The sequence below is a fragment of the Pseudoduganella aquatica genome (genome assembly GCF_009857595.1).
GTDB classification, from domain to species: Bacteria; Pseudomonadota; Gammaproteobacteria; order Burkholderiales; family Burkholderiaceae_D; genus Rugamonas; species Rugamonas aquatica_A.
In genome coordinates this window covers 1-23,592 of the sequence record NZ_WWCU01000032.1, presented here as the reverse complement: position 1 = coordinate 23,592, position 23,592 = coordinate 1, and the positions used below count along the sequence as shown (strand labels likewise).

Sequence of the window (23,592 nt, the reverse complement as noted above, 5' to 3'; positions counted from 1 at the left end):
CCATAGCAAGGGGGCGGCGCGGCCGTTCTGGCCTGCGTCAAACCTTGTGCAATCAGCGCTGCGCGTTGACACTTGGTTTTATATCAACTAGGCTCTGGCAGGAAACCACTCCTTCAAGGATAGAGCAGCCATGCCGCGCGTCACCGTCATCACCGCCACTTACAACGGCACCCGCTATCTCAGCGCCGCCATCGATTCCGTGCTGGCCCAGTCGCTGGCCGATTTCGAGTACATCATCATCAATGACGGCTCGACCGACGGCACCGCGGCCTTGCTGCAGGAGTATGCCGCGCGCGATCCGCGCATCCGCCTGGTGCACCGCCCCACCGCGTCCGGCGGGCCGACGGTGCCCAAGAACCTGGCGCTGGCCATGGCCAGCGCGCCCTATGTCTGCTTTCTGGACCACGACGACTATTTTCATCCTGAGAAACTGGCGCAGCTGTGCGCGGGCATGGACGCGCACCCGGAATGGGTGGGCGCCTTCCACGACGTGCAGCTGGTGGAGGAGGACGGCAAGCCGCACAGCGGCACCTATCTGTCGAACGCCGACTTCAAGCAGATCGCGGCGGCCCACCTCGCGCCGCTGGGGCAGGACTGGTATGACTGCGGCGAACGGTTCTATGAATTCATGTCGCTGCGCTACGCCGCCATCCACACCATCTCGGTGATACTGGCGCCGGGCCGTTTGCTGCAGGATCCGGTGAGCTTCCGCGCGCGCTTCCGCGGCTCGGACGATACCGACCTGTGGCTGCGCGTGGGCTTCCAGGGCCGGCTGGGCTATCTGGACCAGGTGCTGGCTTTTTACCGCCAGCACGGCTCCAACCTCAGTTCGGACAATGTGGCGATGACGCAGAACGCCGTCGAGCTGCACGAGGATAATTACCTGCGCGCGCGCGCCCGGCTGCGCAAGCCGGAGATGGCGGCCTACCGGAAAAAAATCCTGTCCTACCGCAATTCCCTGGCCTATGGCCTGAACCGGGCCGGCCGCTATGCCGACGCCCGCACGGTGTACCGCGACATGCTGCGCGCCGGCCCGTCGCTGCGCGCGCTGCGCGGCATCGGCAAGAGCTGGCTGCTGCAGCTGCTGGGCCGCTAGCGGCGCAGGGCCTTGTCCAGCAGGTAGCGCTCGGCGCCGTCAGGCCGTCCGGCCAGCTGCCACATGGCCAGCAGCAGCAGCACGTACAGCAGCGCGCCGGCGCCGGCGTCTATCATCAGGCGCAGCAGGGGCGCGGCGGCGTGCAGCGTGCTGTCGAGCAGCTGCACGCCGGCGTACATCAGCGCCACGCTGGCGGCCGGACGCCACAGCCGGGTCAGCCAGGCGGACCAGGAAAAGCCCAGCAAACGCTTGGTCACCACGATGGTGTAGGGCAGCGTGCAGGCCGTGGCCAGCAGGTAGGCGTAGCCGGCGCCGACGATGCCCACCGCCTTGAGCAGGAAATACAGCGCCGGGAACAGCACCAGCAGGAAGCCGCCGGCCAGCAGCGTGGTGTTGCGCGGCTTGCCCAGCGCCATCCAGACGGTGCTGTTGTTGCCCTGGGTGGCGCCGATGGCGCCGTGGATGGCCATCAGCTGTATCAGCGGTATCGCGTCCATCCACTTGGCGCCCAGCAGGGCCAGCACCAGCGGCTGCGCCACCGCCGCGATGCCCAGGCCGACCGGCAGGATGATGGTCGAGATGGTGCCCAGCAGCTTGAGGTAGGACAGGCTGATTTCGGCCGCGTCCTGCATCTTGGAAAAGCCGGGCAGGGTGGCGCGGTTGATGGGCGCCACCAGCTCGGTCGAGGGCAGGTTGGAAATCTCGTAGGAGATGGCGTAGATGCCCAGCTCGTTGGCGCCGAACAGGCGGCCGATAATAAAGGTGCAGCCGTCGTGCAGCAGGAAAAACAGCACGTTGTTGACCAGCAGCCACTTGGAAAAATGGAACAGCTCGCTGGCCGCCGACAGGTCCAGGCGCGGCCGGTAGCTGTTCATGCGGTAGCTGATGCCCACGCCGACGATGCGGCCCACCGTCATGCCGATCAGCAGCGCCCAGTAGGAGTACAGCACGAAGGCCGCGCCTATGGTGACCACGAAGGTGACCACGCGGCGCGCCAGCACGAAGTTGAATTCCTGGCGGAAGTTGAGCTCCTTGCGGAAGGCCACCACGCCCACGTTGCCGAAGCCGCCCACGAAGTAGGACAGCGACAGCACGCACATCACCATGGCCAGCCGCGGTTCGCTGTAGAAGGCGGCGGCCGGCCCGGCCAGGGCCAGCAGCGCGCAGCCGCACACCAGGCCGAAGATGACGTTGAAGGTCCACACCGTGTCGTAGTGGCGGCGGGTGGCGTTGGCGTTCTGGATCAGCGCCAGGTCGAAGCTGAAGGCGCTCATCAGGTCCAGCACGCCGCCCACGGCGGTGGCCATGGCCACCAGGCCGAAGTCGCCCGGCACCAGCAGGCGCGCCAGGATCAGGGTGCTGACGATGCCGATGCCGCGGTCGATCAGGCGCGCCAGCACCATCCAGACGATGCCATTGGCCATGCGGCGGTTCAGCGTGGGCATGGGCAGCCCGGTTTGCGTATGCGGCACAAGATCAGCCTGTTCTCAGTGGAGGGGAAAGGGGGCGGACGGCAGCAGCGCGGCATAGCCGGCGGTGCTGGCGTGCCAGGAAAAATGGCGGCTGACATGCTCGCGCAGGCGCGCGCCCATGGCCTGCGCTCCGCCGGCGTCGCTCAGCACGGCGCGCAGCGCCCGGGCCAGGCTGGCCGCGTCGTCCGGCGGCACCAGGTGCGCGGTCACGCCGTCGTCCAGGATTTCGGGCACCCCGCCGACCGCCGAGGCCACCACGGGCAGGCCCAGCGCGCCCGCTTCCAGCAGCACGATGCCGAAGGGTTCCTGGCGGCTGGGCAGCGCGAACACGGTGGCGGCGCCGAACAGCGCGGCAACCTGGGCGTGCGGCACGTCGCGCAGCAGGCGCACCCGTCCGGCCACGCCCAGCCGCGCCGCCTGCTGCTCCAGTCCGGGCAGCGCGTGGTCGCTGGCGCCGGCCAGCGTCAGGGTCAGGTCGGGGAAGTCGGCGGCCAGGCTGGCGAAGGCGTCCAGCAGCACATCCTGGCCCTTCTTGTGCTCGAACTTGGCCACGTTCAGGATGCTGCGCCCGGCCGGCCGGTCCGCGCGGCCGGCCATGGCGGCGAAGCCGGCCGCGTCCAGGCCGTTGTGGATCACGGTCACGCGCAGCTGCGCGCCGAAAATGTCGAGCAGTTCGCGCCGCAGGTCGCGCGAGCAGGTCACCAGCGCGTCCATGCGCGGCAGGGCGGCGCTCCACAGCGCGCGCTCCGGCGCCGGCGCGCGCCGCAGCGCGCCCAGGTCGGCGCCGTGGAAGGACAGGATCAGCGGCACCGGCCGCGCCATGGCGGCCACGCAACGCTGCAGGGCCAGCGCGCCCGCGCCCGGGTAGTGCACATTGACGGCGGCCACGCCGCGCGCGCGGCACAGCTGCTCGAACTGCACGCGGAAGCGGCGCTCCCACAGCCGGTAGGCGAGCTTTTCGCGCAGGCCCATGCCGGCATGGTAGGGGCGCACGCGCCAGCGCAGCGTGGGCAGGCCGCACTCGACGGTCTCGGCCGCTTCGGTGGCGTTCCACTCGGTGACCAGGATCAGGGGCTGGAAATGGCCTTGCTGCTGCATCTCGCGCGCCAGGTTGATGACCACCTGGTTCACCCCGCCCACGCCGGAGAGCGACCAGGGCAGTACAAAAAGATAGACGGGGACGGCGCCGCGTTCGGGTAGGGTGGCCAATACATTCCTCTTATCACAAGGAGCCCTGCGGGCTCCGGCTTGTTGCCCGGACATTATAAAACGCCATGTGTGTAAATTTTCAATTACTTTTTATTATTGGTTTCCGTATGCGGCCGGGCTGGAAAACTTTAATATAATGACAAACTGTGATACACGCATGGAAGTTTAATGGACCCTGTAAACCATACGCTGGTGGTCGATCTGGACGGCACGCTGACGCCGACCGACACCCTGGTTGAATCCGGCCTCAAGCTGATCCGGCGTTCGCCGGCCGCGCTGCTGAGCATGCCGTTCTGGCTGCTGTCCGGACGCGCCGGCTTCAAGCGCGCCATCGCCGCGCGCTGCGGCGTGGCCGCGCCCAGCCTGCCCTACCACCAGCCGCTGCTGGACTACCTGCGCGCGGAAAAGGCGCGCGGTCGCCGCATTGTGCTGGCCACCGCCGCCCACGGCAGCATCGCCGCCGAAGTGGCCGGCCACCTGCAGCTGTTCGACCAGGTGCTGGCCACCGGCGACGCCGGCAACCTGAAGGGCGCGGCCAAACTGGACGCCATCCGGCGCGAAGTGGGCGCCGACTTCGTCTACGCCGGCGACAGCCGGGCCGACCTGCCGGTGTGGCAGGGCGCGCGCGGGGCCATCCTGGTGGGCGCCAGCGCGCGCACCAGCGGCATCGTGCGCGCCGGCGCGGTGCCGGTGGAGCGCGAGTTCCCCGGCCACAGCCGCTCGCTCAAGGTCTGGCTGCGCGCGCTGCGGGTCCACCAGTGGCTCAAGAACCTGCTGCTGTTCGTGCCCCTGTTCGCCGCCTTCTCCTTCCTGGACCTGGCCAAGCTGGGCCACCTTGCGCTGGCTTTCGTGGCCTTCTCGCTGGCCGCCTCGGCCACCTATGTGGTGAACGATTTGTGGGACCTGGAGTCGGACCGCGCCCATCCGCGCAAGCGGCTGCGGCCCTTCGCCAGCGCCCAGCTGCCCATCCTGCACGGGCTGGCCGTGGCCGGCGCGGCGCTGGCCACGGCGCTGGCGCTGGCCGCGCTGGTGTCGCCCGGCTTTTTCCTGGCGCTGCTGCTCTACCTGGCGCTGACCAGCGCCTACAGCTGGGTGCTCAAGGAGTACATGCTGGTCGACGTGCTGATGCTGTCGCTGCTCTACACCCTGCGCATCCAGGCCGGCGCGGTGGCCACCGGCATCACGGCCAGCTCCTGGCTGCTGGCCTTCTCGGTGTTCGTCTTCCTCAGCCTGGCGCTGATCAAGCGCTGCTCCGAGCTGGTGTCGCTGCAGCAGGACGGCCGCACCGCCACGCGCGGGCGCGACTACCGGGTGGACGACCTGGTGGTGCTGTGGCCGCTGGGCGTGGGGGCGGCGCTGAGCGCGGTGGTGGTGCTGGGGCTGTTCATCAGCGCGCCCGAGACGCAGGCGCGCTACCGCAGTCCGGACCTGCTGTGGCTGGCCGCCTTCGGCATGATCTACTGGCTGGGCCGGCTGTGGATCAAGACCTCGCGCGGCGAGATGCACGACGATCCGGTGGTCTACGCCATGCGCGACAACGGCAGCCGGGTGGCCATCCTGGCCATCGTGGCGCTGGCGCTGGCGGCGCGCTTCCTGCCGCGCTAGGGCTCCCGCCCGCCACGCCCGGGACCGGTTTTTGCCGTGATTTATTTCCTGTCGATATGGGCCGACAGGTGCTATCATGAGGAAATATCGCTATGAAAATTGCAACATGTATTGTATTCTAGTACACGATTCGCCATAGTTTTCAATTGTTAATTCTCGATTGAAACTCTGTGGTGCGTGCCCAACAGTTCAGGCCGCATCCAGCGGCGGCATGAACCACGGCCGCGCAGTAGCGCTAAAATGGATGCCCGCCCTGGCTGGCCCGCGCGCCGCGACACGATGTTGCAAGAATTGTAGTGAAGCATGCTGATTTTTTTGCAATGAATTTTATTTCTAGTATGGAATTGAAATGAACAATGCCAAGGTAGTTGCGGTTGTCGGTTTGGGCTATGTGGGCTTGCCGCTGGCGGTGGAATTCGGGAAGAAGCGGCCCACCATCGGTTTTGACTTGTCCGAACGCAAGATCGACAGCTACCGGCGCCATTGCGATCCGACCGGTGAAGTGTCGTCCGAGCAACTGGCTGCCGCCACCCAGCTGCGCGTCACCAGCGACCCGGCCGACCTGGCCGGCGCCGACTACCTGGTGGTGGCCGTGCCGACCCCGGTCGACCAGGCCCACAATCCCGATTTCACGCCGCTGATCGGCGCCAGCATCACGGTCGGCCGCAACCTGAAAAAGGGCGCCATCGTGGTGTTCGAGTCCACCGTCTACCCGGGCGCCACCGAGGAAGTGTGCGTGCCCATCCTGGAGCGCGAATCGGGCCTGAAATGGAAGGAAGACTTCCACGTCGGCTATTCGCCCGAGCGCATCAACCCGGGCGACAAGCTGCACACCCTGACCACCATCCTGAAAGTGGTGTCCGGCGACGACGCCGCCACGCTGGACGAGGTGGCCGCGCTGTACGAATCCATCGTCACCGCCGGCGTGTACCGCGCCTCCAGCGTCAAGGTGGCCGAGGCCGCCAAGGTGATCGAGAACACCCAGCGCGACCTGAACATCGCCCTGATGAACGAGCTGGCGCTGATCTTCGACAAGATCGGCATCGACACGCTGGAAGTGCTGCAGGCGGCCGGCACCAAGTGGAACTTCCTGCCCTTCCGTCCGGGCCTGGTGGGCGGCCACTGCATCGGCGTCGACCCCTACTACCTGACGCACAAGGCCGACATGGTCGGCTACCACCCGCAGGTGATCCTGGCCGGGCGCCGCATCAACGACGGCATGGCCAAGTTCGTGGCCGAGAAAACCGTGAAGACCATGATCGCGGCCGGCTGCCACGTGAAGGGCTCGCGCGTCAACGTGATCGGCCTGACCTTCAAGGAAAACTGCCCCGACCTGCGCAATTCCAAGGTGGCCGACATTATCGCCGAGCTGAAATCCTACGGCGTGGAAGTGCATGTGCACGATCCGGTGGCCGAAGCGGACGAGGCCCTGCATGAATACGGCGTGGAACTGGAGCGCTGGGAAGACCTGCCGCGCGCCGACGCCATCGTGGCGGCGGTGCCGCACAAGGAACTGCTGGCGATCCCGTTCGGCGAGCTGTGCGCCAAGCTGACCCCGATGGGCTGCTTTATCGACGTCAAGTCGGCCTTCGACCTGGCGCCCATCAGCGCCGCCGGCCACGCGGTTTGGAGGCTGTGATGACGCCGGCGCCGGCGGCCTACCTGGAGCGGCAGCGGCAGCTGCGCGCCCAGCCGCGCCACTGGCTGGTGACCGGCGCGGCCGGCTTCATCGGTTCCAACCTGGTCGAGGCGCTGCTCAAGCTGGGCCAGCGGGTTACCGGGCTGGACAACTTCGCCACCGGCCACCAGCACAATCTGGACCAGGTGCGCGCCGCCGTGGGCGAGGCGCAGTGGGCGCAATTCCGCTTCCTGCGCGGCGACATCCGCCAGCCGGCCGACTGCGCCCAGGCCTGCGAGGGCGTGGACTACGCGCTGCACCAGGCCGCGCTCGGTTCGGTGTCGCGCTCGATCGAAGACCCGCACACCACCAACGACGTCAACATCACCGGCTTCCTGAACATGCTGACGGCCGCGCGCGACGCCAAGGTGCGCCGCTTCGTGTACGCCGCCTCCAGCTCCACCTATGGCGACCATCCGGACCTGCCCAAGGTGGAGGGCCAGATCGGCAATCCGCTGTCGCCCTACGCGGTCACCAAATACGTCAACGAGCTGTACGCCGGCGTGTACGCGCGCTGCTACGGCGCCGAGTCGGTCGGGCTGCGCTATTTCAATGTGTTCGGCCCGCGCCAGGATCCGAACGGCGCCTACGCCGCCGTGATCCCGCAGTGGGTGGCCGCGCTGATCGCCGACCGGCCGCTGTTCATCAACGGCGACGGCGAGACCAGCCGCGATTTCTGCTTTATCGACAATGTGGTGCAAGCCAATGTGCTGGCCGCCACCGCCACCGCGCCGGACGCGGTCAACCAGGTCTACAACGTGGCGCTGAACCAGCGCACCAGTTTGAACCAGCTGTACGGCTTGATGGTGGCCCTGCTGCGGGAGCGTTTCCCGCACCTGGACCAGCACCGGCCGCAGTATGCCGGCTTCCGGGCCGGCGATGTGCGCCACTCGCAGGCGGACATCGGCAAGGCGGCGCAGCTGCTCGGGTATGCGCCCACGCACCGCATAGAAGAAGGCTTGGCCGTGGCGATGGACTGGTATGTCGGTAGCCTGACAGCCAGGTAGCACAAATAGAACGAGCCCGGCCTGCGCGCGGCCGGCGCCGTCATCCATCGCCGCGAGGTGCGCGCACTGGGGAAGGAACAACAACATGTTAAAAATTGCCAATCACTACGTGTCCAAGGTCGCGTTCAGCTTGCTGTTCGTGGAAATCCTCATCCTGATCGGCGCCTTCTACGCCGGTTCGGCCATCCGCTTTTTCGACGGCGACGACTTCCTGCTGCCCCGGCTCGACCATTTCCTGATGTCGGCCTGCGTGTTCACCGCCGCCATCGTGTTCTCGATGAGCGCGCTGGGCATGTACCAGCTCAATTTCAGCGAAGGCCTGCGCAATCCCTTCTTCCTGCAGCTGGTGCCCTCGTTCGCCATGGCCTTCGGCATCCTGACGCTGGTGTTCTACGTGGCGCCGGAGCTGTATTTCGGGCGCGGCATCCTGCTGCTGGTGTTCGCCATCTCGGCGGCCGGCATCCTGATGGCGCGCGCCATCTTCTTCACCAGCTCCAAGTTCCGCTTCCTGGAGTCGCGCATCATCTTCCTGGGCAACGGCGCGCTGGCCAAGGAGTGCGGCGACCTGGCCCTGCATTCGAACAGCTACCACAAGTACGACGTGGCCGGCTATGTGGCCATGCCGGAGGAGGAGTCGCGCGTGGCCGCCAATTCGGTGCTGGCCATGGAGCCCGGCATGTCGCTGGTGGCCCTGGCGCAGAAATACAATGTGCGCGAAATCGTGGTGTCGGTGCAGAACCGGCGCGGCGGCACCTTCCCGATCCGGGAGTTGCTCGAGTGCAAATTGTTCGGCATCAAGGTGACCGACGCCGCCACCTTCTTCGAGCGCGAAACCTGCCAGATCCGGGTCGAGTCCCTGCAGCCGAGCTGGCTGGTCTTCGGCGGCGGCTTCGACCAGAGCTTTATGCGCACCTTCATGAAGCGCGGCTTCGACCTGATCGTGTCCATCATCATCCTGCTGCTGGCGCTGCCGGTCATGCTGTTTACGGCGGTGTGCATCAAGCTCGAGGACGGCGGCGCGCTGATCTACAGCCAGGAACGGGTGGGCAAGGGCGGGCGCAGCTTCAAGGTGCTGAAATTCCGCAGCATGGGCACGGACGCGGAAAAAGGCGGCAAGCCGCAGTGGGCCGCGCAGAACGACCCGCGCGTGACGCGCGTGGGCGGCATTATCCGCAAGCTGCGCGTCGACGAGCTGCCGCAGCTGTGGAATGTGTTCAAGGGCGAGATGAGCTTTGTCGGCCCGCGCCCGGAGCGGCCCTATTTCGTCGAGCAGCTGAGCGCAGACATCCCCTACTACAACGTGCGCCACAGCATCAAGCCGGGCATCACCGGCTGGGCGCAGGTGCGCTACGGCTACGGCGCCTCGGTGGAGGACGCGGTGCAGAAGCTGCAGTACGACCTGTATTACGTGAAGAACAACAGCCTGTTCCTCGACCTGCTGGTGCTGATCGATACCCTCAAGGTGGTGTTGTTCGGCAGCGGCCGCTGATGGCGCTGCCCTTGGCCAGGGTGCCGGAGCTGCCATGCTGAGCAGCGTCGCCGCGTACAGCTACGGCGCCGCCGCGCTGGCCTTTGCGCTGCTGTGCGGCTTGCTGCTGAGCATATGGCGCGCCCGCGCGCACGCTGCCGTGCTGGCGGCGGCCGCGCTCGTGACGGCGCTGTGGGCCGGCCTGAACGCCTGGGAGGCGGTCCACGCGCCTGGCCCGTCCACCCTGAACGACGCGCTCGACATTGCCCGCAACGCGGCCTGGTCGGCCTTTCTATTGTTCCTGATGGGCCTGTTCCAGCAGGGCGCCGGCTGGCGCTTGCTGCGCCACAACCGCCTGCTGCGCCTGGTGGCCGGCTTCTACGCCCTGCTGCTCGCGGCCGAGCTGCTGGCCAACTGGGCGCCGGGCGTGCTGGCCAGCCTGGGCGGCCTGCTGCCGCTGGCCATGCTGCGCGCCGGCGCGGCGGTGCTGGGCATGATCCTGGTCGAGCAGCTCTACCGCAACAAGCCGCTGCAGGAGCGCTGGGCGCTGAAATACGCCTGCCTGGGCATAGGCGGCATGTACGCCTACGACTTCTACCTGTACAGCGACACCATGCTGTTCCGCCAGGTCAACGGCGACATCTGGGCCGCGCGCGGCTTCGTGCAGGCGCTGACCATGCCGCTGATCGCGCTGGCGGTGTCGCGCAGCGCGGCCTGGTCCAACCAGCTGTCGGTGTCGCGCCGGGTGCTGTTCCATTCGGCCGCGCTGGCCGGCTCGGCCGGCTATCTGCTGGTGATGAGCTCGGCCGGCTACTATCTGCGCTTCTTCGGCGGCAGCTGGGGCTCGGTGATGCAGGTGGCCTTCCTGTTCGGCGCCACCGTGCTGCTGGCCGGGGTGCTGTTCTCCGGCACCTTCCGCGCCTGGCTCAAGGTCTTTATCAGCAAGCATTTCTACAGCTACAACTACGACTACCGCGAAGAATGGATGGGCTTTACCCGCATGCTGTCGGCCGACGGCCCCAAGCTGGCCGAGCGCGCGGTGCAGGCTGTGGCCGGGCTGGTGGAAAGCCCGGGCGGCGCGCTGTGGCTGCTGCGCGAGTCCGGCCGCCACGAGCCGGTGGCGCAGTGGCACGTGCCGCTGGCCAGCGAGTCGGAGGCGGCCGACTCGGAACTCTGCCAGTTTCTCGAGAGCAAGCAGTGGGTCATCGACATGCAGGAGTACCAGCGCAACCCCGGCCTGTACGGCGACATCGCCATGCCGGACTGGATCTGCCGCTACCCGCGCGTGTGGCTGGTGCTGCCGCTGATTATGCAGGGCCGCCTGTCCGGCTTCATGCTGCTGCAGCAGCCGCGCAGCGCCATCCAGCTGAACTGGGAGGTGATCGACCTGCTGAAGATCGCCTGCAGCCAGGCCGCCAGCTATCTGGCGCAGCAGGACGCCGCCATGGCCCTGATGGTGGCGCGCCAGTTCGAGTCCTTCAACCGCATGTCCACCTTCGTGGTGCACGACCTGAAAAACCTGGTGGCCCAGCTGTCGCTGCTGATCCCCAACGCGCACAAGCACCGCAACAACCCGGAATTCCAGCAGGACATGCTCGACACCGTCACCCATTCGGTGCAGAAAATGAAGCTGATGCTGCAAAAGCTGAGCCGCAACGACGCGCCGGCCCGTCCGCTGCCATTGTTTATTGACCAACTGTTGCAACAGGCCGTATCCTTGAAGGCGGCGTTCGAACCGCGTCCGCAATTGCGGGTGGAAACGCCCGGCCTGCGGGTGCTGGCCGACTGGGAACGGCTGGAGCGGGTGCTGGGGCATTTGATACAGAACGCGATCGAGGCCACGCCGCTGGACGGCCAGGTGCGCATCGCGCTGCGCGGCGAGCATGACGCGGTGCTGGTGGAGATCAGCGACAGCGGCGCCGGCATGACCGAGGAATTCATCCGCGAGCGGCTGTACAAGCCCTTCGAATCGACCAAGCCGGCCGGCATGGGCATAGGCGCGTTCGAGAGCCGGGAATACATCCATGAACTGGGCGGCGAGCTGGAGGTCAGCAGCAGTCCGCGGCAGGGCACGACCTTCCGCGTCACCCTGCCGCTGTACCGGCAGGACGCCGGTTCCGTGGAGCGCGCGGCCTGAGATTTCCGGCCGCCAGACTGAACATAGAGGAATACCGTGAGCAAAGCGAAGCTGCTGATTATCGAAGACGACCCCGGCCTGCAAAAGCAGCTGCGCTGGAGCTTTGACCAATACGAAGTGCTGGTGGCGGGCGACCGCGAGGCGGCGCTGGCGCAGGTGCGCCGCCACGAGCCGGAAGTGGTGATCACCGACCTGGGCCTGCCGCCCGATCCGGACGGCGCCACCGAGGGCCTGGCCACCTTGCAGCAGATCCTGGCGCTGGCGCCGGAAACCAAGGTGGTGGTGCTGACCGGCAACCAGGACCATGCGCACGCGGTGTCGGCCATCGGCCTGGGCGCCTACGACTTCCACCAGAAGCCGGCCGACCCCGACCTGCTGGGCCTGGTGGTGCAGCGCGCCTTCTACCTGCACGCGCTGCAGCGCGAGAACCGCCGCATGCAGCAGGCCCAGGCCGATTCGCCGCTGGCCGGCGTGATCAGCCGCGACGCCGGCTTGCAGAAGATCTGCCGCAGCATCGAAAAAGTGGCGCCCACCTCGGCCTCGGTGATGCTGCTGGGCGAGAGCGGCACCGGCAAGGAAGTGCTGGCGCGCGCGCTGCACCAGCTCAGCCCGCGCTCGAAAGAGCGCTTCATGGCCATCAACTGCGCCGCCATCCCGGAAAACCTGCTCGAGTCCGAGCTGTTCGGCTACGAGAAGGGCGCGTTCACCGGCGCGGCCAAGCAGACCAAGGGCAAGGTCGAGCTGGCGCACGGCGGCACCTTCTTCCTCGACGAGGTGGGCGACCTGCCCATGCCGCTGCAGGCCAAGCTGCTGCGCTTCCTGCAGGAGCGCGTGATCGAGCGCATCGGCGGCCACGAGGAAATCCCGGTCGACGTGCGCATCGTCTGCGCCACCCACCAGAACCTGAAGGAGCTGGCGGTGGCCGGCCGCTTCCGCGAGGACTTGTACTACCGCCTGTCCGAAATCGTGGTCACCATTCCGCCGCTGCGCAACCGCGTGGGCGACGCGGCGCTGCTGGCGCACCACTTCAAGAACAAATTCTGCGCCGCCGAGTCGCGCCCCGCGCTGCATTTCAGCCAGGAGGCCATGAATGTGATCGAGGCCTACCCCTGGCCGGGCAATGTGCGCGAGATGGAAAACTGCATCAAGCGCGCCGTCATCATGGCCGACGGGCCGCACATCGTGGCCGAGGACCTGGGCCTGTCCGGCGCGCTGCTGCCGGAGGAGCCGCTGAATTTGCGCCAGGTGCGCGACGAGGCCGAGTACAAGGCCATCGTCAAGGTGCTGGCCCGGGTCGACGGCAACATCGTCAAGGCCTCCGAGCTGCTGGGCGTGAGCCGCCCCACGCTGTACGACCTGATGAGCCGGCACGCCATCAAATCCGGTTCCTGACCGGGGCGCGCCATGCGCCAGGCCGTCGCCGTCTACGTCTTGCTGCTGTTTTACGGCAGCCTCTATCCCTTCCAGTGGGCGGCGCGCACCGAGCCGCTGTTCGGCTTCCTGCTGCATCCGGGCGCGGCCTACCTGGAGCGCGGCGACCTGCTGCAGAACGTGCTGGTGTACATGCCCTTCGGCCTGCTGCTGGCGGCCTGGTGGGCGCGGCGCCACCGCTACTGGCTGGCGCTGCCGCTGGCGGTGCTGGTGGGCGCCGGTTTCAGCGTGGCCGCCGAGGTGGCGCAGGAATGGCTGCCAGCGCGGGTCTCGTCGGCGGCGGATGTGGCCATGAATGTGCTGGGCACGCTGTGCGGCGCCCTGCTGGCCGGCCTGCTGCGGCGCGACACCTTCAGCGGCGCCCGCCTGCAAGCCTGGCGCGACGGCTGGTTTGCGCGCGGGGCCATCGCCAACACCGGCCTGGTGGTGGTGGCGCTGTGGTTTTTATCCCAGACCAGTCCGCTCATGCCGGTGTTCGGCCTGTGGCGCTGGCGGCGCGCGCTGGCGCCGCTGTATTTCCAGCTGCAGGCGGCCATGCCGGTGAGCCTGCCTGCCATGATCTGCCTGGCCTGCCAGTTCGCCGCGCTGGGCCTGCTGCTGCGCGCGCTGATACGGCCGGGGCGGCCGTGGTGGCGGCTGTACGGCGCGCTGCTGCTGGCGGTGCTGGCCTGCCAGGTGCTGATCGACGGCCACACGCTACGGCTGGAGGAGGTGGCGGGCGCGGCGCTGTCGCTGCCGCTGCTGGCGCGGCTGTGCCGTTCCCCCTCCACCAGCGCGGCCGGTCCGTCCGCCTGCGCCGCCATCGTGCTGCTGGCCCTGGCGATGGCGCTGGGCGAGCTGACCCCGGTGCGCGGCGGCTGGCTGGGCGGCGGCTTCAACTGGATACCGTTCCGCGGCCATATGCGCAGCCTGCAGGGCTATACCAATATCCTGGAATTCCTGTGGCCCTTCATGGCCATGGCCTGGCTGGCGCGGCAGGTGTCGGCGCCGGCGCGCCACCACCGCATCGCCCTGGCGGGCGGGGTGGCGGTGGGCGCGGCCATGTTCGCGCTGGAGTGGGCGCAGCTTTCCCTGCCGGGCCGTTCGGCCGACATCACCCAGGTGATGCTGGCCTGCGCCGGCTGGTGCGCGCCGTGGCTGGTGGAGGAGTGGGTGCTGGCGCACCCGCAGCCGGCCACCGCTTAGCGTATCAGCGTCCGGCCGTGCCGGCGTCCGGCTTGGCCGGCGGCGGCGCATCCTGGCTGGCGGCGGGTGCGGCGGGCGCGGCCTCGCCGGCTTCCGCCGGCTCGCCGTCGGCCGGTTTCTTCCTGGCGGCCTCAGGCGGCGGCGCGGCGGACACGTCCCATTTGCCGGCTTGGACCAGCATATTCTTCAGGCCCGGCAGCGGGAAGCCCAGCGCATAGGCTTTCTGCGCGTATTTGTTGGCGTTGACCATGTCCTTGTTCTTGAAATAAACCAGGCCCATGTTGTAGTTGGTGCTGGGATTGTCCGGGTCCAGCTCCACCGCCATCAGATAATGGGGCCGGGCGTCGGCCTCGCGGCCGACCGACAGCAGGTAGCTGCCGTACAGTGTGTGGGCGGCCGGATCGTCCGGCGCGAAACGCACCGCGCGGTCGAAAAAGCATTCCACCGGCCGGTTGCCACCCGGCAGATAGAGGTTTTTCGGGTTGCGCGCCGCCACCCGTATCACGGTGTTGAGCGCGCCGGGGTGGTTGGGGAAGGCGCGCAGCGTGTAGTCGATGTCGCCGCCCAGCGTGCTGGCGTTGCCTTTGATGCCGTTTTCCACCTCGTCGGTGAAGTGGGCGCCTTCCACCAGCTTCAGGTGGTGCGCGAACTCGGTGGTGCCCTTGCGGTAGTCGTAGGGACCGTAGGCGTTGGCCAGGTTGCCGCAGAACGGCGTGGCCTTGCGTTCGGCGGCGCGCGCGGGCAGCGCGGCGGCGGCGGCGGCCACGGCCAGCAGGCCGGCCGCCAGGATGCGTTGCTTGTGCTTCATGTTGTCCATCTCCCCATCTTCATTGAGCGTGGCTGGCGCTGACCTGGTCCAGCAGCAGCGCCAGTTGTTCGGTGCGCGCGCGGCGCGAATGGGCGGCGATCACGGCGGCCGAGGCCAGCGGCGCGGTGCCGCTGCGCACCTGCTCCAGGAAGCGCGGCAGCATGGCGATGATCGCATCTTTCTGGTCCAGCGGGGCGATGCTGTCGATGCCGGCCTGGCGCAAGGTGGCGGCGGTGTCGCCGTCGCTGTCGGTCAGGGCCAGGATGGGACGGCGCGCGCGCAGGTATTCGTACAGCTTGGCCGGCACCTGGTGGTTGCAGTTGCTCGCCTGCAAGATCAGCAGGCCGTCGGCGTTCAGCATCTCGGCCAGGGCGTCGCGGTAGGGCACGTGCGGCGCCAGCTGCACCAGGTCGGCAATGCCGTGCTCGGCGATCAGGCCGCCCAGGTAGTCGTCGTGGGCGGTGGCGCGCAGCACCACGCGCACGCTGGCGGCGCTGACGGCGCCCTGCCGCTTGAGCGCGGCCAGCGCCTGGAACAGCGGCACCGGGTCGCGCTCGGAGGGGTAGATGATGCCGCTGTGCACCAAGGTCAGCGGGCCGCCGTGCGCGCCCGGCGCGGCCGCCGCGCCGCCGCGTTCGGCGTCGGCGAAGTTTTCCTCGTCGTAGGCGTTCTCGATCAGGCGGTAGCGCTCGCGCGGGATGGCCGGGAAGCGCGCCTCGTAGGTCTTGATGGCGCCCGGCGTGGTGCACACGGCCACCGTGCAGTGCTCGATGGTCTTGCGTTCTATCCACTGGAACACGCGGCGCGTGCGCGGGTCTTCCGGATAGCTGACGTCGGTCATCGGGTCGCGCAGGTCGGCCACCCAGGGCAGGCCGGTCAGGCGCCGCAGCACCAGGCCGATCAGGTGGGCGCTGGCGATGGGGTAGGTGGACCAGATCACGGCCGGGCGGTGGCGGCGTATCAGCCGCCAGCCGGCCGGGATGGCGCCCAGGCACCAGCTGGCCCAGCGGTCCGGCAGCGCCATGAAGCCGGCGTAGCGCCCGCCCACGGACAGGTGGCGCGCGGTGTCGAGCGCGAAGGCGCGCGTGACCGGCACGCTGGCCGGAATGTCGGCCATCTGGTCGTCGCCCGGATTGCTGTAGGCGCGCGGATGGGCCGACAGCATGACCGGGCCCCAGCCCGACTGCGGCAGGTATTGCGAAAACTTCAGGGTGCGCTGGATGCCGCTGCTGCCGCGCATGGGCGGGTAGTGGTAGGCGATCATCAGCACGCGTTTGTTTACCATGAACGCATCCATTCTCCGGTCCAGTCTGCTACTTGGTCGCGCCAGGCACGGCGCGAGAAAGTGTGGTCGGCTTGCGCCAGTTCCCTGTGGGTCACGCGCGGCGCGGCCAGCAGTTTTTGCCACGGGCGCGACGCTTTCACCGCGTCGCGGAATTCCTGCGCCGTCAGGTCGGCGCCGCTCAGTATCAGCAGCACCTTGCCCTGGAAGGCGGCCAGGCTGTCGTGCATGCGCCCGGGCAGGGGCGGCAGGTCCGGGTCCGAGATGCGCGGCTTCGGTTCGGCGTGCACCACAGGCGGGGGGCTGGACGGCGCGGCCGTGGGCGCGGCCGCGGCGTGCTGCGGCGCCGGCTTGCCGGACGCGGCGCCCAGCAGGCCGGTGAAGGAGCGCAGCGCGGCGCCGTAGTTGAACTGCCCGGTGAAGATCTTCTTCCACAGCGCCGGCTGCAGCAGGCGGTCGCGGTAGTAGTGCTTCAGCGTGGCCTTGGCCAGTCCGCCTTCGGTGCGCACCCAGGGATTGAGCAGCACCACGCCCTGCACGCGCGCGTCCTGCGCGGCGTAGAACAGGGCCGCCGAGGCGCCGTCGCACAAGCCCCACAGCACCACCTCGCGCACGGCCGGCACCGTGGCCTGGAACTGGCCGATGGCGCTGCGCAGGTCCTCGGCCACCATTTCAAAGTCGCGCTGCTCGCCCTCGGCGTCGCCCATGCCGCGGTAGTCGAAGCGCAGCACGGCGATGCCCTGCGCGGCCAGGTGGCGCGCCAGCAGGGTGAACTGGCGGTGGCTGCCGCCCCGGTACTGCGGGCCGCCCACCACCACCACCACGCCGCGTTCGGCCGGCTGGGCCGGCACGCTGGCCACGCCGAACAGGCAGTCGCCGCCGCAGTCGAAACTGAGGGCGCGTTCTTCAAACTGCATGGGCGGCCTCCTGGAACAGGGCGCGGCTCGCGTCGAGCAGCGCCGGGCAGGTGGCAATTTCCTGGGTGCCCCAGAATTGCGGGCCGGCCACCACTTGCGCGTCCAGCTCGGCGCCTTGCGCGCGCCAGGCCGCCACCAGCTTGGCCGAGGCCGGCGTGAGCGGCCGGCCTTCGGCCGCCACCACGTCTATCCAGTGCAGCGGGCAGGCCGGGGGCGCCATCTTGGCCAGGTCGAGCGCGTCGAGCGCGTTGGCCAGCTCGGGCGCCAGCTCGTAGCCGGCCACTTCCAGCGTGGCGCCGCCGTGCAGCTGCTCGCGCAGCGCGGCGGTGCCGGTTTTCTGGCCGCCGCCGGCGCCCAGCATGTCGTTGGCCATGCGCAGGCGCAGGAACTGGGTCAGGTGGGCGCCGCCGCTGTGCACCGGCTGCCACAGCAGCATGCGGGTGGGCGCGGCCGCGCCCTGGGCGTAGGGCGAGCGCGCGTAGTCGAGCGCGAGCAGCGCGCCCAGGCGCAAGCCCCACAGGCCGACCGGGCGGCCCAGGCGGGCGGACAGCCACTGGCAGCCCAGCGCCACGTCGGCCAGCCACTGCTCCCAGCGCGCGTCGGCGAAGTCGCCGCTGCTGTCGCCGGTGCCGTGCAGGTCGATCTGCAGCACGGCGATGCCTTGCGCGGCCAGCGCGCGCGCCTGCAGCGCGGCCATGCGGCGGGCTTTATTCATTTCCTCGCCGAACGGCGGGACATAGACCAGGCCGCCGCGGCAGGCGCCGACGGCCGGGTGGAACAGGCAGTAGCGCTCCCCCGCAGCGGCCTTCAGGAAGAAGGGCTGGGCGTGCGCGGCAAGGGAGAACAAGCTCATGCTCGGAGGGCGCCTCAGGCGGTCAGCTTGCGCGCCACGAAGGCGGTCAGGCTGCCGACGCTGGCGAAGGTGGCGGCGTCGATCTCGTCGTCGTCCACGCTGAAGCCGAATTGTTCCTCCATGGCGGCGATCAGCTGCACCACGGCCATGGAATCGAGTTCGGGGATGGCGCCCAGCAGCGCGGACTGTTCGGTCAGCGCGTCGGCGCCGGCGCCCAGGCCGAGGACGTCGGCCAGGATGGTTTTTACTTCTTGCAGATACATTGCTTACTCCGTGGATGGTTCGGTATGGCGGGCGGCGGCGGACGGGACCGGCTCGGCGGCGGGCGCCGGCTGGCCCGCGCTGCCGCGCCTGAGCTTATTGACCAGGGTGTGCAGGCTTTTCAGGGCCGGCCACCGGTAGTGGGTGATATGGTACATGCTGCGCACCTCGTCAGTCCATCGCAGGTGCCACTCCATCACCTTGCCGTAGAACTCCAGGCGCTCGAACAGGCGTTCGCGGAACATGACGTGGCAGGTCTCCTCGCGCATCAGGAAGGCCGGCGAATACTGGCTGCTCAGGCTCTCGTCATAGGTGGTTTTCAGCACGATCTTGGCGCCGCCGCCTTCGATGCACAGGTTCAGCGCCACCAGCCGGTCGTCGAACCAGTAGCGGTATACGCTGGCTTCGCCGCGCTGGGCGAAGTTCTCCAGCATGCTGCGGTAGAAGCGGCCCTGGTCGTTGTCCGGGTGGATGGCGGTGCCGCCGCCGGCCTTCCAGCCGGCGCTTTCCATCACGCCGTAGTCGGCCACCGCCTGCGCCATGTCGGCCGGCGCGCGCAGCACGTCCATGCGGGTAGCGATGCCTTCCTTGGCCAGCTTGGCGCGCTGTTTCTTCAGGTTGGCGCGCAGGTTTTTGCCGCGCGAGGCCCAGTATTCGTCGAAGGTGCCGGCAATGGTGATGCGGGCCGTGTTGATGTAGTCGGCCGTGCGCAGCTGGGCGCCGTCGGCCGGGCGCGGATGCAGCCAGCTGTCGAACTGGGTCAGGCCCAGCACCAGCGGCATGCCGGGCAGGCTGCGCAGCAGGCTGTCCATCAGCGCCGGCAGGTTCTCGCCCGGCAGGTGCAGCCACATGCCCAGCGGCTGCTGCGAGGGCTGGAAGGTCTGCCAGGCTCCCTGGCGGCTCTTTTGCAGCAGCGCCATGGCCAGCGTGCGCCCGCCGTCCTCGCACACGGCCAGCCATTCGCGGCCTTCGCCGAATTCGGTCAGCAGCGGCTGCACAAAGGCCGGTTCCAGCAGCGGCGAATCGACGCTGGCGTGGTTCAGTTCATGCCAGCGCGTGGCGTGGGCGGGATAGTCGCTGGCCGGCAGCAGGGTCCACTTCATGGCGCGCGCGCCGCCAGCAAGGCGGTCTTGATCTTGTCTATCATCCAGTCCAGTTCCTGTTCTTGTAGTTCCTGATGGCAGGGAAACTGCAGCACATGGCGCGACAGCTCCGCGCTGGCGCCGCAGACGGTGGCGTCCACGCCTTCCCACAGATATTCGGCAAAGCGGATGATGGGCACGCCATCCCGCTTGAGCGTATCGAATACCGCTTCGGGCTGCTCCACATACAGCGGGAAGACCCAGGGGTAGACCCGTTCCGGCAGCACCGCGTGCAGCGGGCGGCAGCCGGGCAGGCCGTCCAGCGCGGCCTGCAGGTGCTGGTAGTGGCTGCGGCGCAGCGCGCCCATGCGGCCGCGCGAGACCAGGCGCAAGGTCAGGCGCGAGAACAGCGAACCGCGCTTGCCCAGCCAGTCCGGATCGAAGCCGAACCCGCCTTCGGACGAGCGCGGCGCCATGGGCTGCGGCGCGTTGCCGCTGCGCTTGAGCTGGCGCAGCAGGAAATTCTTCAGCCCCAGCGGCAGCGCCAGCAGGCGCTGCACGGTGCGCAGGCGCTGGTATTCAAAGCCATCCTCGAGCGCGTTGACGGCCATCTTGGCTTCGAAGCGGAAGCCGCCCGCCTCGAGCCGCACCGGCGCCAGCGAGTGGCGCGCCGACACCAGGCAGCCGCCTTCGTAGATGGGGAAGAATTTCATGGTGCTGGCGATGGCGTAGTCGCCGAAGGAGCCCACCGGCTGGCCCTCGTGCTCGCCCAGGAAGCAGTGCGCGCAGTCTTCCAGCAGCATCAGGCCGTGCTGGTCGCAGAACGCGCGCAGGCGCGACAGGTTCTGCGGAAAGCCGAAATAGTTGGTGGCCAGCAATACCTTGGCGCCGGCCAGCTTGGCCGCCACGTCGTCCAGGTCGACCTGGGTGTCGCGGTGGATGCGGTAGAACACCGGCGTGGCGCCCAGCCACACCACCGGCTCTATCATCGAGGCGCAATGGTAGGACGGCACCAGCACGCGGTCGCCCGGACCCACGCCCATCTGGCGCAGCGCCAGCGCGATGGCGACCCGGCCGCTGGTGACCAGGCGCGCTTCGCGCACGTCCAGGATGGACGGCGCGTGGCCGCCGCCGGCGCGGAAGGTGGCGCGCGACAGCACCGGCTTGGTCGGAATGCGCGCGCGCGGGTAGTCCGGCAGGGGCGGCGGATGGCCGGCCTGCGGCGTACCGGGCGCGGCCTGCTGGCCGGCCGGGGCCGGGGGGAAGTGCTGCACGCGGTCTGCGCTCTGGGCCATCGGGGTGAATCTCCGCTTGTTTCAATTAATACATCAAGTAGTATAACTGTTGCAACAATTTCACACAATCGCGCCGGCGCCGATTTATGGCCGGATTCACACAGTCTGGCCCGGCCGGTACAAATTGTGCAGCAGGCGCAGCGTGAAACCGAGCGGCTTGCGGTCCCAGGGCGTGAAGCGCGGCAGCTGGAACGGGTCGGTTTCCGGCCCGGCCGCGCCCCAGGCGGTGCACACGGCCGCCTCGAAACCGAGCTCGCGCGCCAGCGCCACGTGGGCGGCGTGGTAGTCGCGCCCCGGCTTGCCGTTCGGGTAGGCGAACAGGCGCACCGGCGCGCCGGTCATTTCCTCCAGCACCGCCTTGCCGCGCGCGATCTCCTGCCGCGCGCCATGCTCGTCCATGCTGGCCAGGATGGGGTGGTGCACCGTGTGCGCGCCGATTTCCATGCCGGCCGCGTGCAGCTGGCGCACCTGCTCGGTGTTCATCATCAGGTCGTCCGGCAGCGCCAGGCCCAGCGCGCCGCGCAGCTTGTCGACCTCGGCCAGGCGCAGCTCGGGTTCCAGGTATTTGAGCTGGTCCAGCAGCGCGTGGATGGCGGCGCTGCGCTCGGCGTCGCTGCCGATGGCGTGGCTGCCATAGCCCAGCGCGGCCAGCTCCAGGCGCGGGCCGGGCGCGCGCCGCACCAGCTCGATCACGGTGTCGTTCCACATGCGCCCGCCGTTCAGGAAGCCGGTGGCGACAAAGAAGGTGGCCGCCAGGCCGTGGCGCTGCAGGATGGGCAGCGCGATCTCGGCATTGTCGGCATAGCCGTCGTCGAAGGTCACGCAGGCCGCGCGCGGCGGCAGGGTGCCGGCGCGCAGGCGGCGCGCCGCCTCGGCCAGCGGCATCACGTGGAAGCCCTGCTTGAGCCAGGCCATTTGCTGCTCGAAGCGCGCCGCGTCCACCTCGTCCGGGAATAGCGGGTCGGCCTGCGGCAGCACGCGGTGGTAGATCAGGATGCTCAGGCTGCGGCGCGCGCGGCCCAGCGCGCCCAGGCGCAGCAGGGCGCGGCGCGCCAGCGTGGCCAGGGTGGGACGGGGATGGTGTTGTGCATTCATATGGACCCTTGCTTGGCGGCGCGCGCGCCGTTCCGCGGCGCCTGCGCGGCGGCGGTGGCGGCAGGATCGGCCGCTTCGGCCGGCGTTGCGCCGGGCTGGCCGGCGGCCGGCTGCCGCAGGCTGTCCTGCACGATCTGGCCGGTGATCAGCAGCGCGCCCATCAGGTAGTACGGCATGTCGAAATACAGCAGGCTGAGGAAGGCGCCGCCCACGCCGAAACCTATCATGCTCACCTGTATCATGCCGGCCAGCTGGCCGGCCCATTTCAGGTCGGCGCGCTTCTTGGTCTGCCTGATAATCCAGTTGGCGCGCCGCCAGCACAGGATGGCGAAGGTCAGGTACAGCCCCAGGCCGACGAAGCCGTGCTCGCCCAGACACTGGAAATAAATGCTGTGGGCGGCGTGGATGTCGTTCGGCACCGGCGCGTAGCGCGCGAACACATAGGCGTCGTAGATTTCAAAGCCGCCGCCCGTCAGCGGGCGGTCGATCGCCAGATTGGTGGCCATCTGCCAGGCATTGATGCGGCCCATGGCCGAACCGTCTTCCTGGTAGTTGTCGATGGTGTCCATGCGCTCGGTCCACTTGGCCGGCATAAACAGGATAATCATGGGCAGCAGCAGCGCCATGCCGACGCCGAGCGCGGCTTTCTTCGGGCTTTTCAGCCACAGGAAGCCGAACATGCCCAGCAGGGCCAGCAGGGCGCCGCGCGAATACGAGCCCAGCGAGGCCAGCGCGCACAGGCCGATGGCGCCCACCATGCCGTATTTCAGCCATTTCTTGTCCGAGATCAGGTACAGGTAGTAGAAGATGGGGATAATCACCACGAAGGCCAGCGCCACTTCGTTATTGCCGAAAATAAAGCTGCCCTCGGGGCCCCAGACGCGGAAGCTGCCGCCGGTGGCGATGGTGAACAGGCCGCCTTTGATGCCGTAGTAGCCCAGCGAGCCGGCCAGCGCCCACAGCATCCAGTGCAGCTGCTCCTTGTTGCGCACCGCCATCATGACCACCAGATTCATCAGCATGATTTTTATGACGCGCTGCAGCATCACCGTGGATTCGCCGGGGTGGATGGCGAACAGGGTGGAAATCGCCATCCACACCGTGAACATGATCATGACGGCCACGGCCGGCGAGGACGGCGGCCGCTTCTGGCCGGGCGCGACCAGCAGGGCCAGCAGGGTGGTGGCGGCGATGATGGCGGCGAAGGGAAAATCGTAGGCGAAGCCCCAGCTCAGGCGGTGGGGGTTCATCACGCTGATCCAGATCCACATCAGGGCGCCGATATACGGTTTCTTGAAAGTGTACGGCAGCGAAGCGAACACGATCAGCGTAATGACGATATCTCTCATGCAGCGTCCTGTAGGGGTGGCATTATCAAGCAAATACTGTTGTAATACTGCAATTGCTTGTTTCCATTTATATATCGCCGTAGTATAACCCGGCCTGGACCATTGTAGTCCGCCTGGGCAAGCTTTTTGACGGTCAATTGTTGCGGCCCCGGCGATAGACACGGCGGGGGGCCGCGCGTACCATGTTGCATTGTGTCACATTGTTAATTCAAACATATTGTTGGAAATCATGAGCGACCTTCTCCACGAATTCATTTTCGCCAGCGCGGCGCGCACGCCCGGCGCCGAGGCCCTGGTGTACGGCCAGCGCCGGCTCGACTACGCGGCGCTGGCGCAGGCCGTGCGCGGCGCGGCCGGCGCGC

19 protein-coding genes are annotated in these 23,592 nt (G+C 68.2%); 8 read left to right on the top strand and 11 right to left on the bottom strand.

From position 1 onward, the window contains the following. Positions 1–130 precede the first annotated feature (130 nt). Entirely contained in the window at positions 131–1,096 is a 966-nt protein-coding gene (locus tag GTP77_RS22475; RefSeq protein WP_161074389.1) for a glycosyltransferase, read from the top strand. On the opposite strand, the gene GTP77_RS22470 is transcribed toward GTP77_RS22475, so the two are convergent. Both GTP77_RS22470 and GTP77_RS22465 read right to left on the bottom strand, forming a co-directional pair. After that, positions 1,093–2,568, bottom strand: a complete 1,476-nt coding sequence (locus tag GTP77_RS22470; RefSeq protein WP_161074388.1) for a lipopolysaccharide biosynthesis protein — start codon at positions 2,566–2,568, stop codon at positions 1,093–1,095. The two genes, GTP77_RS22475 and GTP77_RS22470, sit on opposite strands and share 4 nt — an antisense overlap. A 15-nt stretch (positions 2,569–2,583) precedes the next feature. Continuing rightward, entirely contained in the window at positions 2,584–3,777 is a 1,194-nt protein-coding gene (locus GTP77_RS22465) for a glycosyltransferase family 4 protein (RefSeq protein ID WP_161074387.1), read from the bottom strand. A 168-nt stretch (positions 3,778–3,945) separates the two neighbouring features. On the opposite strand from GTP77_RS22465, the gene GTP77_RS22460 reads away from it, so the two are divergent. From GTP77_RS22460 to GTP77_RS22430, 7 genes are all read left to right on the top strand, one after another. Next, positions 3,946–5,382, top strand: coding sequence for a UbiA family prenyltransferase (locus GTP77_RS22460; protein WP_161074386.1), 1,437 nt, complete (start codon positions 3,946–3,948; stop codon positions 5,380–5,382). A 349-nt stretch (positions 5,383–5,731) separates the two neighbouring features. Then, complete coding sequence (locus tag GTP77_RS22455) at positions 5,732–7,021, top strand: nucleotide sugar dehydrogenase (RefSeq protein ID WP_161074385.1); 1,290 nt, start codon at positions 5,732–5,734, stop codon at positions 7,019–7,021. Next, positions 7,021–8,067 carry an SDR family oxidoreductase gene (locus GTP77_RS22450; RefSeq protein ID WP_161074384.1) on the top strand — a complete coding sequence of 349 codons (1,047 nt, stop codon included), beginning with the start codon at positions 7,021–7,023 and terminating at the stop codon, positions 8,065–8,067. Before GTP77_RS22455 ends, GTP77_RS22450 begins: the two co-directional genes overlap by 1 nt. An 85-nt stretch (positions 8,068–8,152) precedes the next feature. Continuing rightward, the gene (locus GTP77_RS22445; protein ID WP_161074383.1) at positions 8,153–9,556 is read left to right on the top strand and encodes a TIGR03013 family XrtA/PEP-CTERM system glycosyltransferase; all 1,404 of its coding nucleotides are present in this window, start codon (positions 8,153–8,155) and stop codon (positions 9,554–9,556) included. Positions 9,557–9,590: 34 nt separating this feature from the next. Then, complete coding sequence (prsK, locus tag GTP77_RS22440; RefSeq protein WP_161074382.1) at positions 9,591–11,672, top strand: XrtA/PEP-CTERM system histidine kinase PrsK; 2,082 nt, start codon at positions 9,591–9,593, stop codon at positions 11,670–11,672. Positions 11,673–11,708: 36 nt separating this feature from the next. Beyond that, positions 11,709–13,064, top strand: a complete 1,356-nt coding sequence (gene prsR, locus GTP77_RS22435) for a PEP-CTERM-box response regulator transcription factor (protein ID WP_161074381.1) — start codon at positions 11,709–11,711, stop codon at positions 13,062–13,064. A gap of 12 nt (positions 13,065–13,076) precedes the next feature. Further along, positions 13,077–14,288 (top strand): VanZ family protein, encoded by a 1,212-nt coding sequence (locus GTP77_RS22430; protein ID WP_161074380.1) that lies wholly within the window; start codon positions 13,077–13,079, stop codon positions 14,286–14,288. A gap of 4 nt (positions 14,289–14,292) precedes the next feature. Here the strand turns inward: GTP77_RS22430 and GTP77_RS22425 are convergent, their stop codons facing one another. The 9 genes from GTP77_RS22425 to GTP77_RS22385 form a co-directional block, all read right to left on the bottom strand. Then, entirely contained in the window at positions 14,293–15,096 is an 804-nt protein-coding gene (locus GTP77_RS22425; RefSeq protein ID WP_161074379.1) for a tetratricopeptide repeat protein, read from the bottom strand. Positions 15,097–15,115: 19 nt separating this feature from the next. Continuing rightward, on the bottom strand, positions 15,116–16,381 hold the full coding sequence (locus GTP77_RS22420) for a glycosyltransferase (RefSeq protein ID WP_229202298.1): 1,266 nt from the start codon (positions 16,379–16,381) through the stop codon (positions 15,116–15,118). Then, on the bottom strand, positions 16,375–17,295 hold the full coding sequence (locus GTP77_RS22415; RefSeq protein WP_161074377.1) for a hydrolase 1, exosortase A system-associated: 921 nt from the start codon (positions 17,293–17,295) through the stop codon (positions 16,375–16,377). The genes GTP77_RS22420 and GTP77_RS22415 overlap by 7 nt, the downstream gene beginning before the upstream one ends. Continuing rightward, positions 17,285–18,148, bottom strand: a complete 864-nt coding sequence (locus GTP77_RS22410) for a hydrolase 2, exosortase A system-associated (RefSeq protein ID WP_161074376.1) — start codon at positions 18,146–18,148, stop codon at positions 17,285–17,287. Before GTP77_RS22410 ends, GTP77_RS22415 begins: the two co-directional genes overlap by 11 nt. Positions 18,149–18,162: 14 nt before the next feature. Then, on the bottom strand, positions 18,163–18,411 hold the full coding sequence (locus GTP77_RS22405; protein WP_161074375.1) for an acyl carrier protein: 249 nt from the start codon (positions 18,409–18,411) through the stop codon (positions 18,163–18,165). Positions 18,412–18,414: 3 nt separating this feature from the next. Beyond that, positions 18,415–19,512 carry a GNAT family N-acetyltransferase gene (locus tag GTP77_RS22400; protein WP_161074374.1) on the bottom strand — a complete coding sequence of 366 codons (1,098 nt, stop codon included), beginning with the start codon at positions 19,510–19,512 and terminating at the stop codon, positions 18,415–18,417. After that, entirely contained in the window at positions 19,509–20,786 is a 1,278-nt protein-coding gene (locus GTP77_RS22395; RefSeq protein ID WP_161074373.1) for an aminotransferase class I/II-fold pyridoxal phosphate-dependent enzyme, read from the bottom strand. The genes GTP77_RS22400 and GTP77_RS22395 overlap by 4 nt, the downstream gene beginning before the upstream one ends. Before the next feature lie 96 nt (positions 20,787–20,882). Beyond that, positions 20,883–21,881, bottom strand: coding sequence for a polysaccharide deacetylase family protein (locus tag GTP77_RS22390; RefSeq protein ID WP_161074372.1), 999 nt, complete (start codon positions 21,879–21,881; stop codon positions 20,883–20,885). Beyond that, a complete protein-coding gene (locus GTP77_RS22385; protein ID WP_161074371.1) occupies positions 21,878–23,230 on the bottom strand; it encodes a putative O-glycosylation ligase, exosortase A system-associated in 1,353 nt (450 codons plus the stop codon). The genes GTP77_RS22390 and GTP77_RS22385 overlap by 4 nt, the downstream gene beginning before the upstream one ends. Positions 23,231–23,592 lie beyond the last annotated feature (362 nt).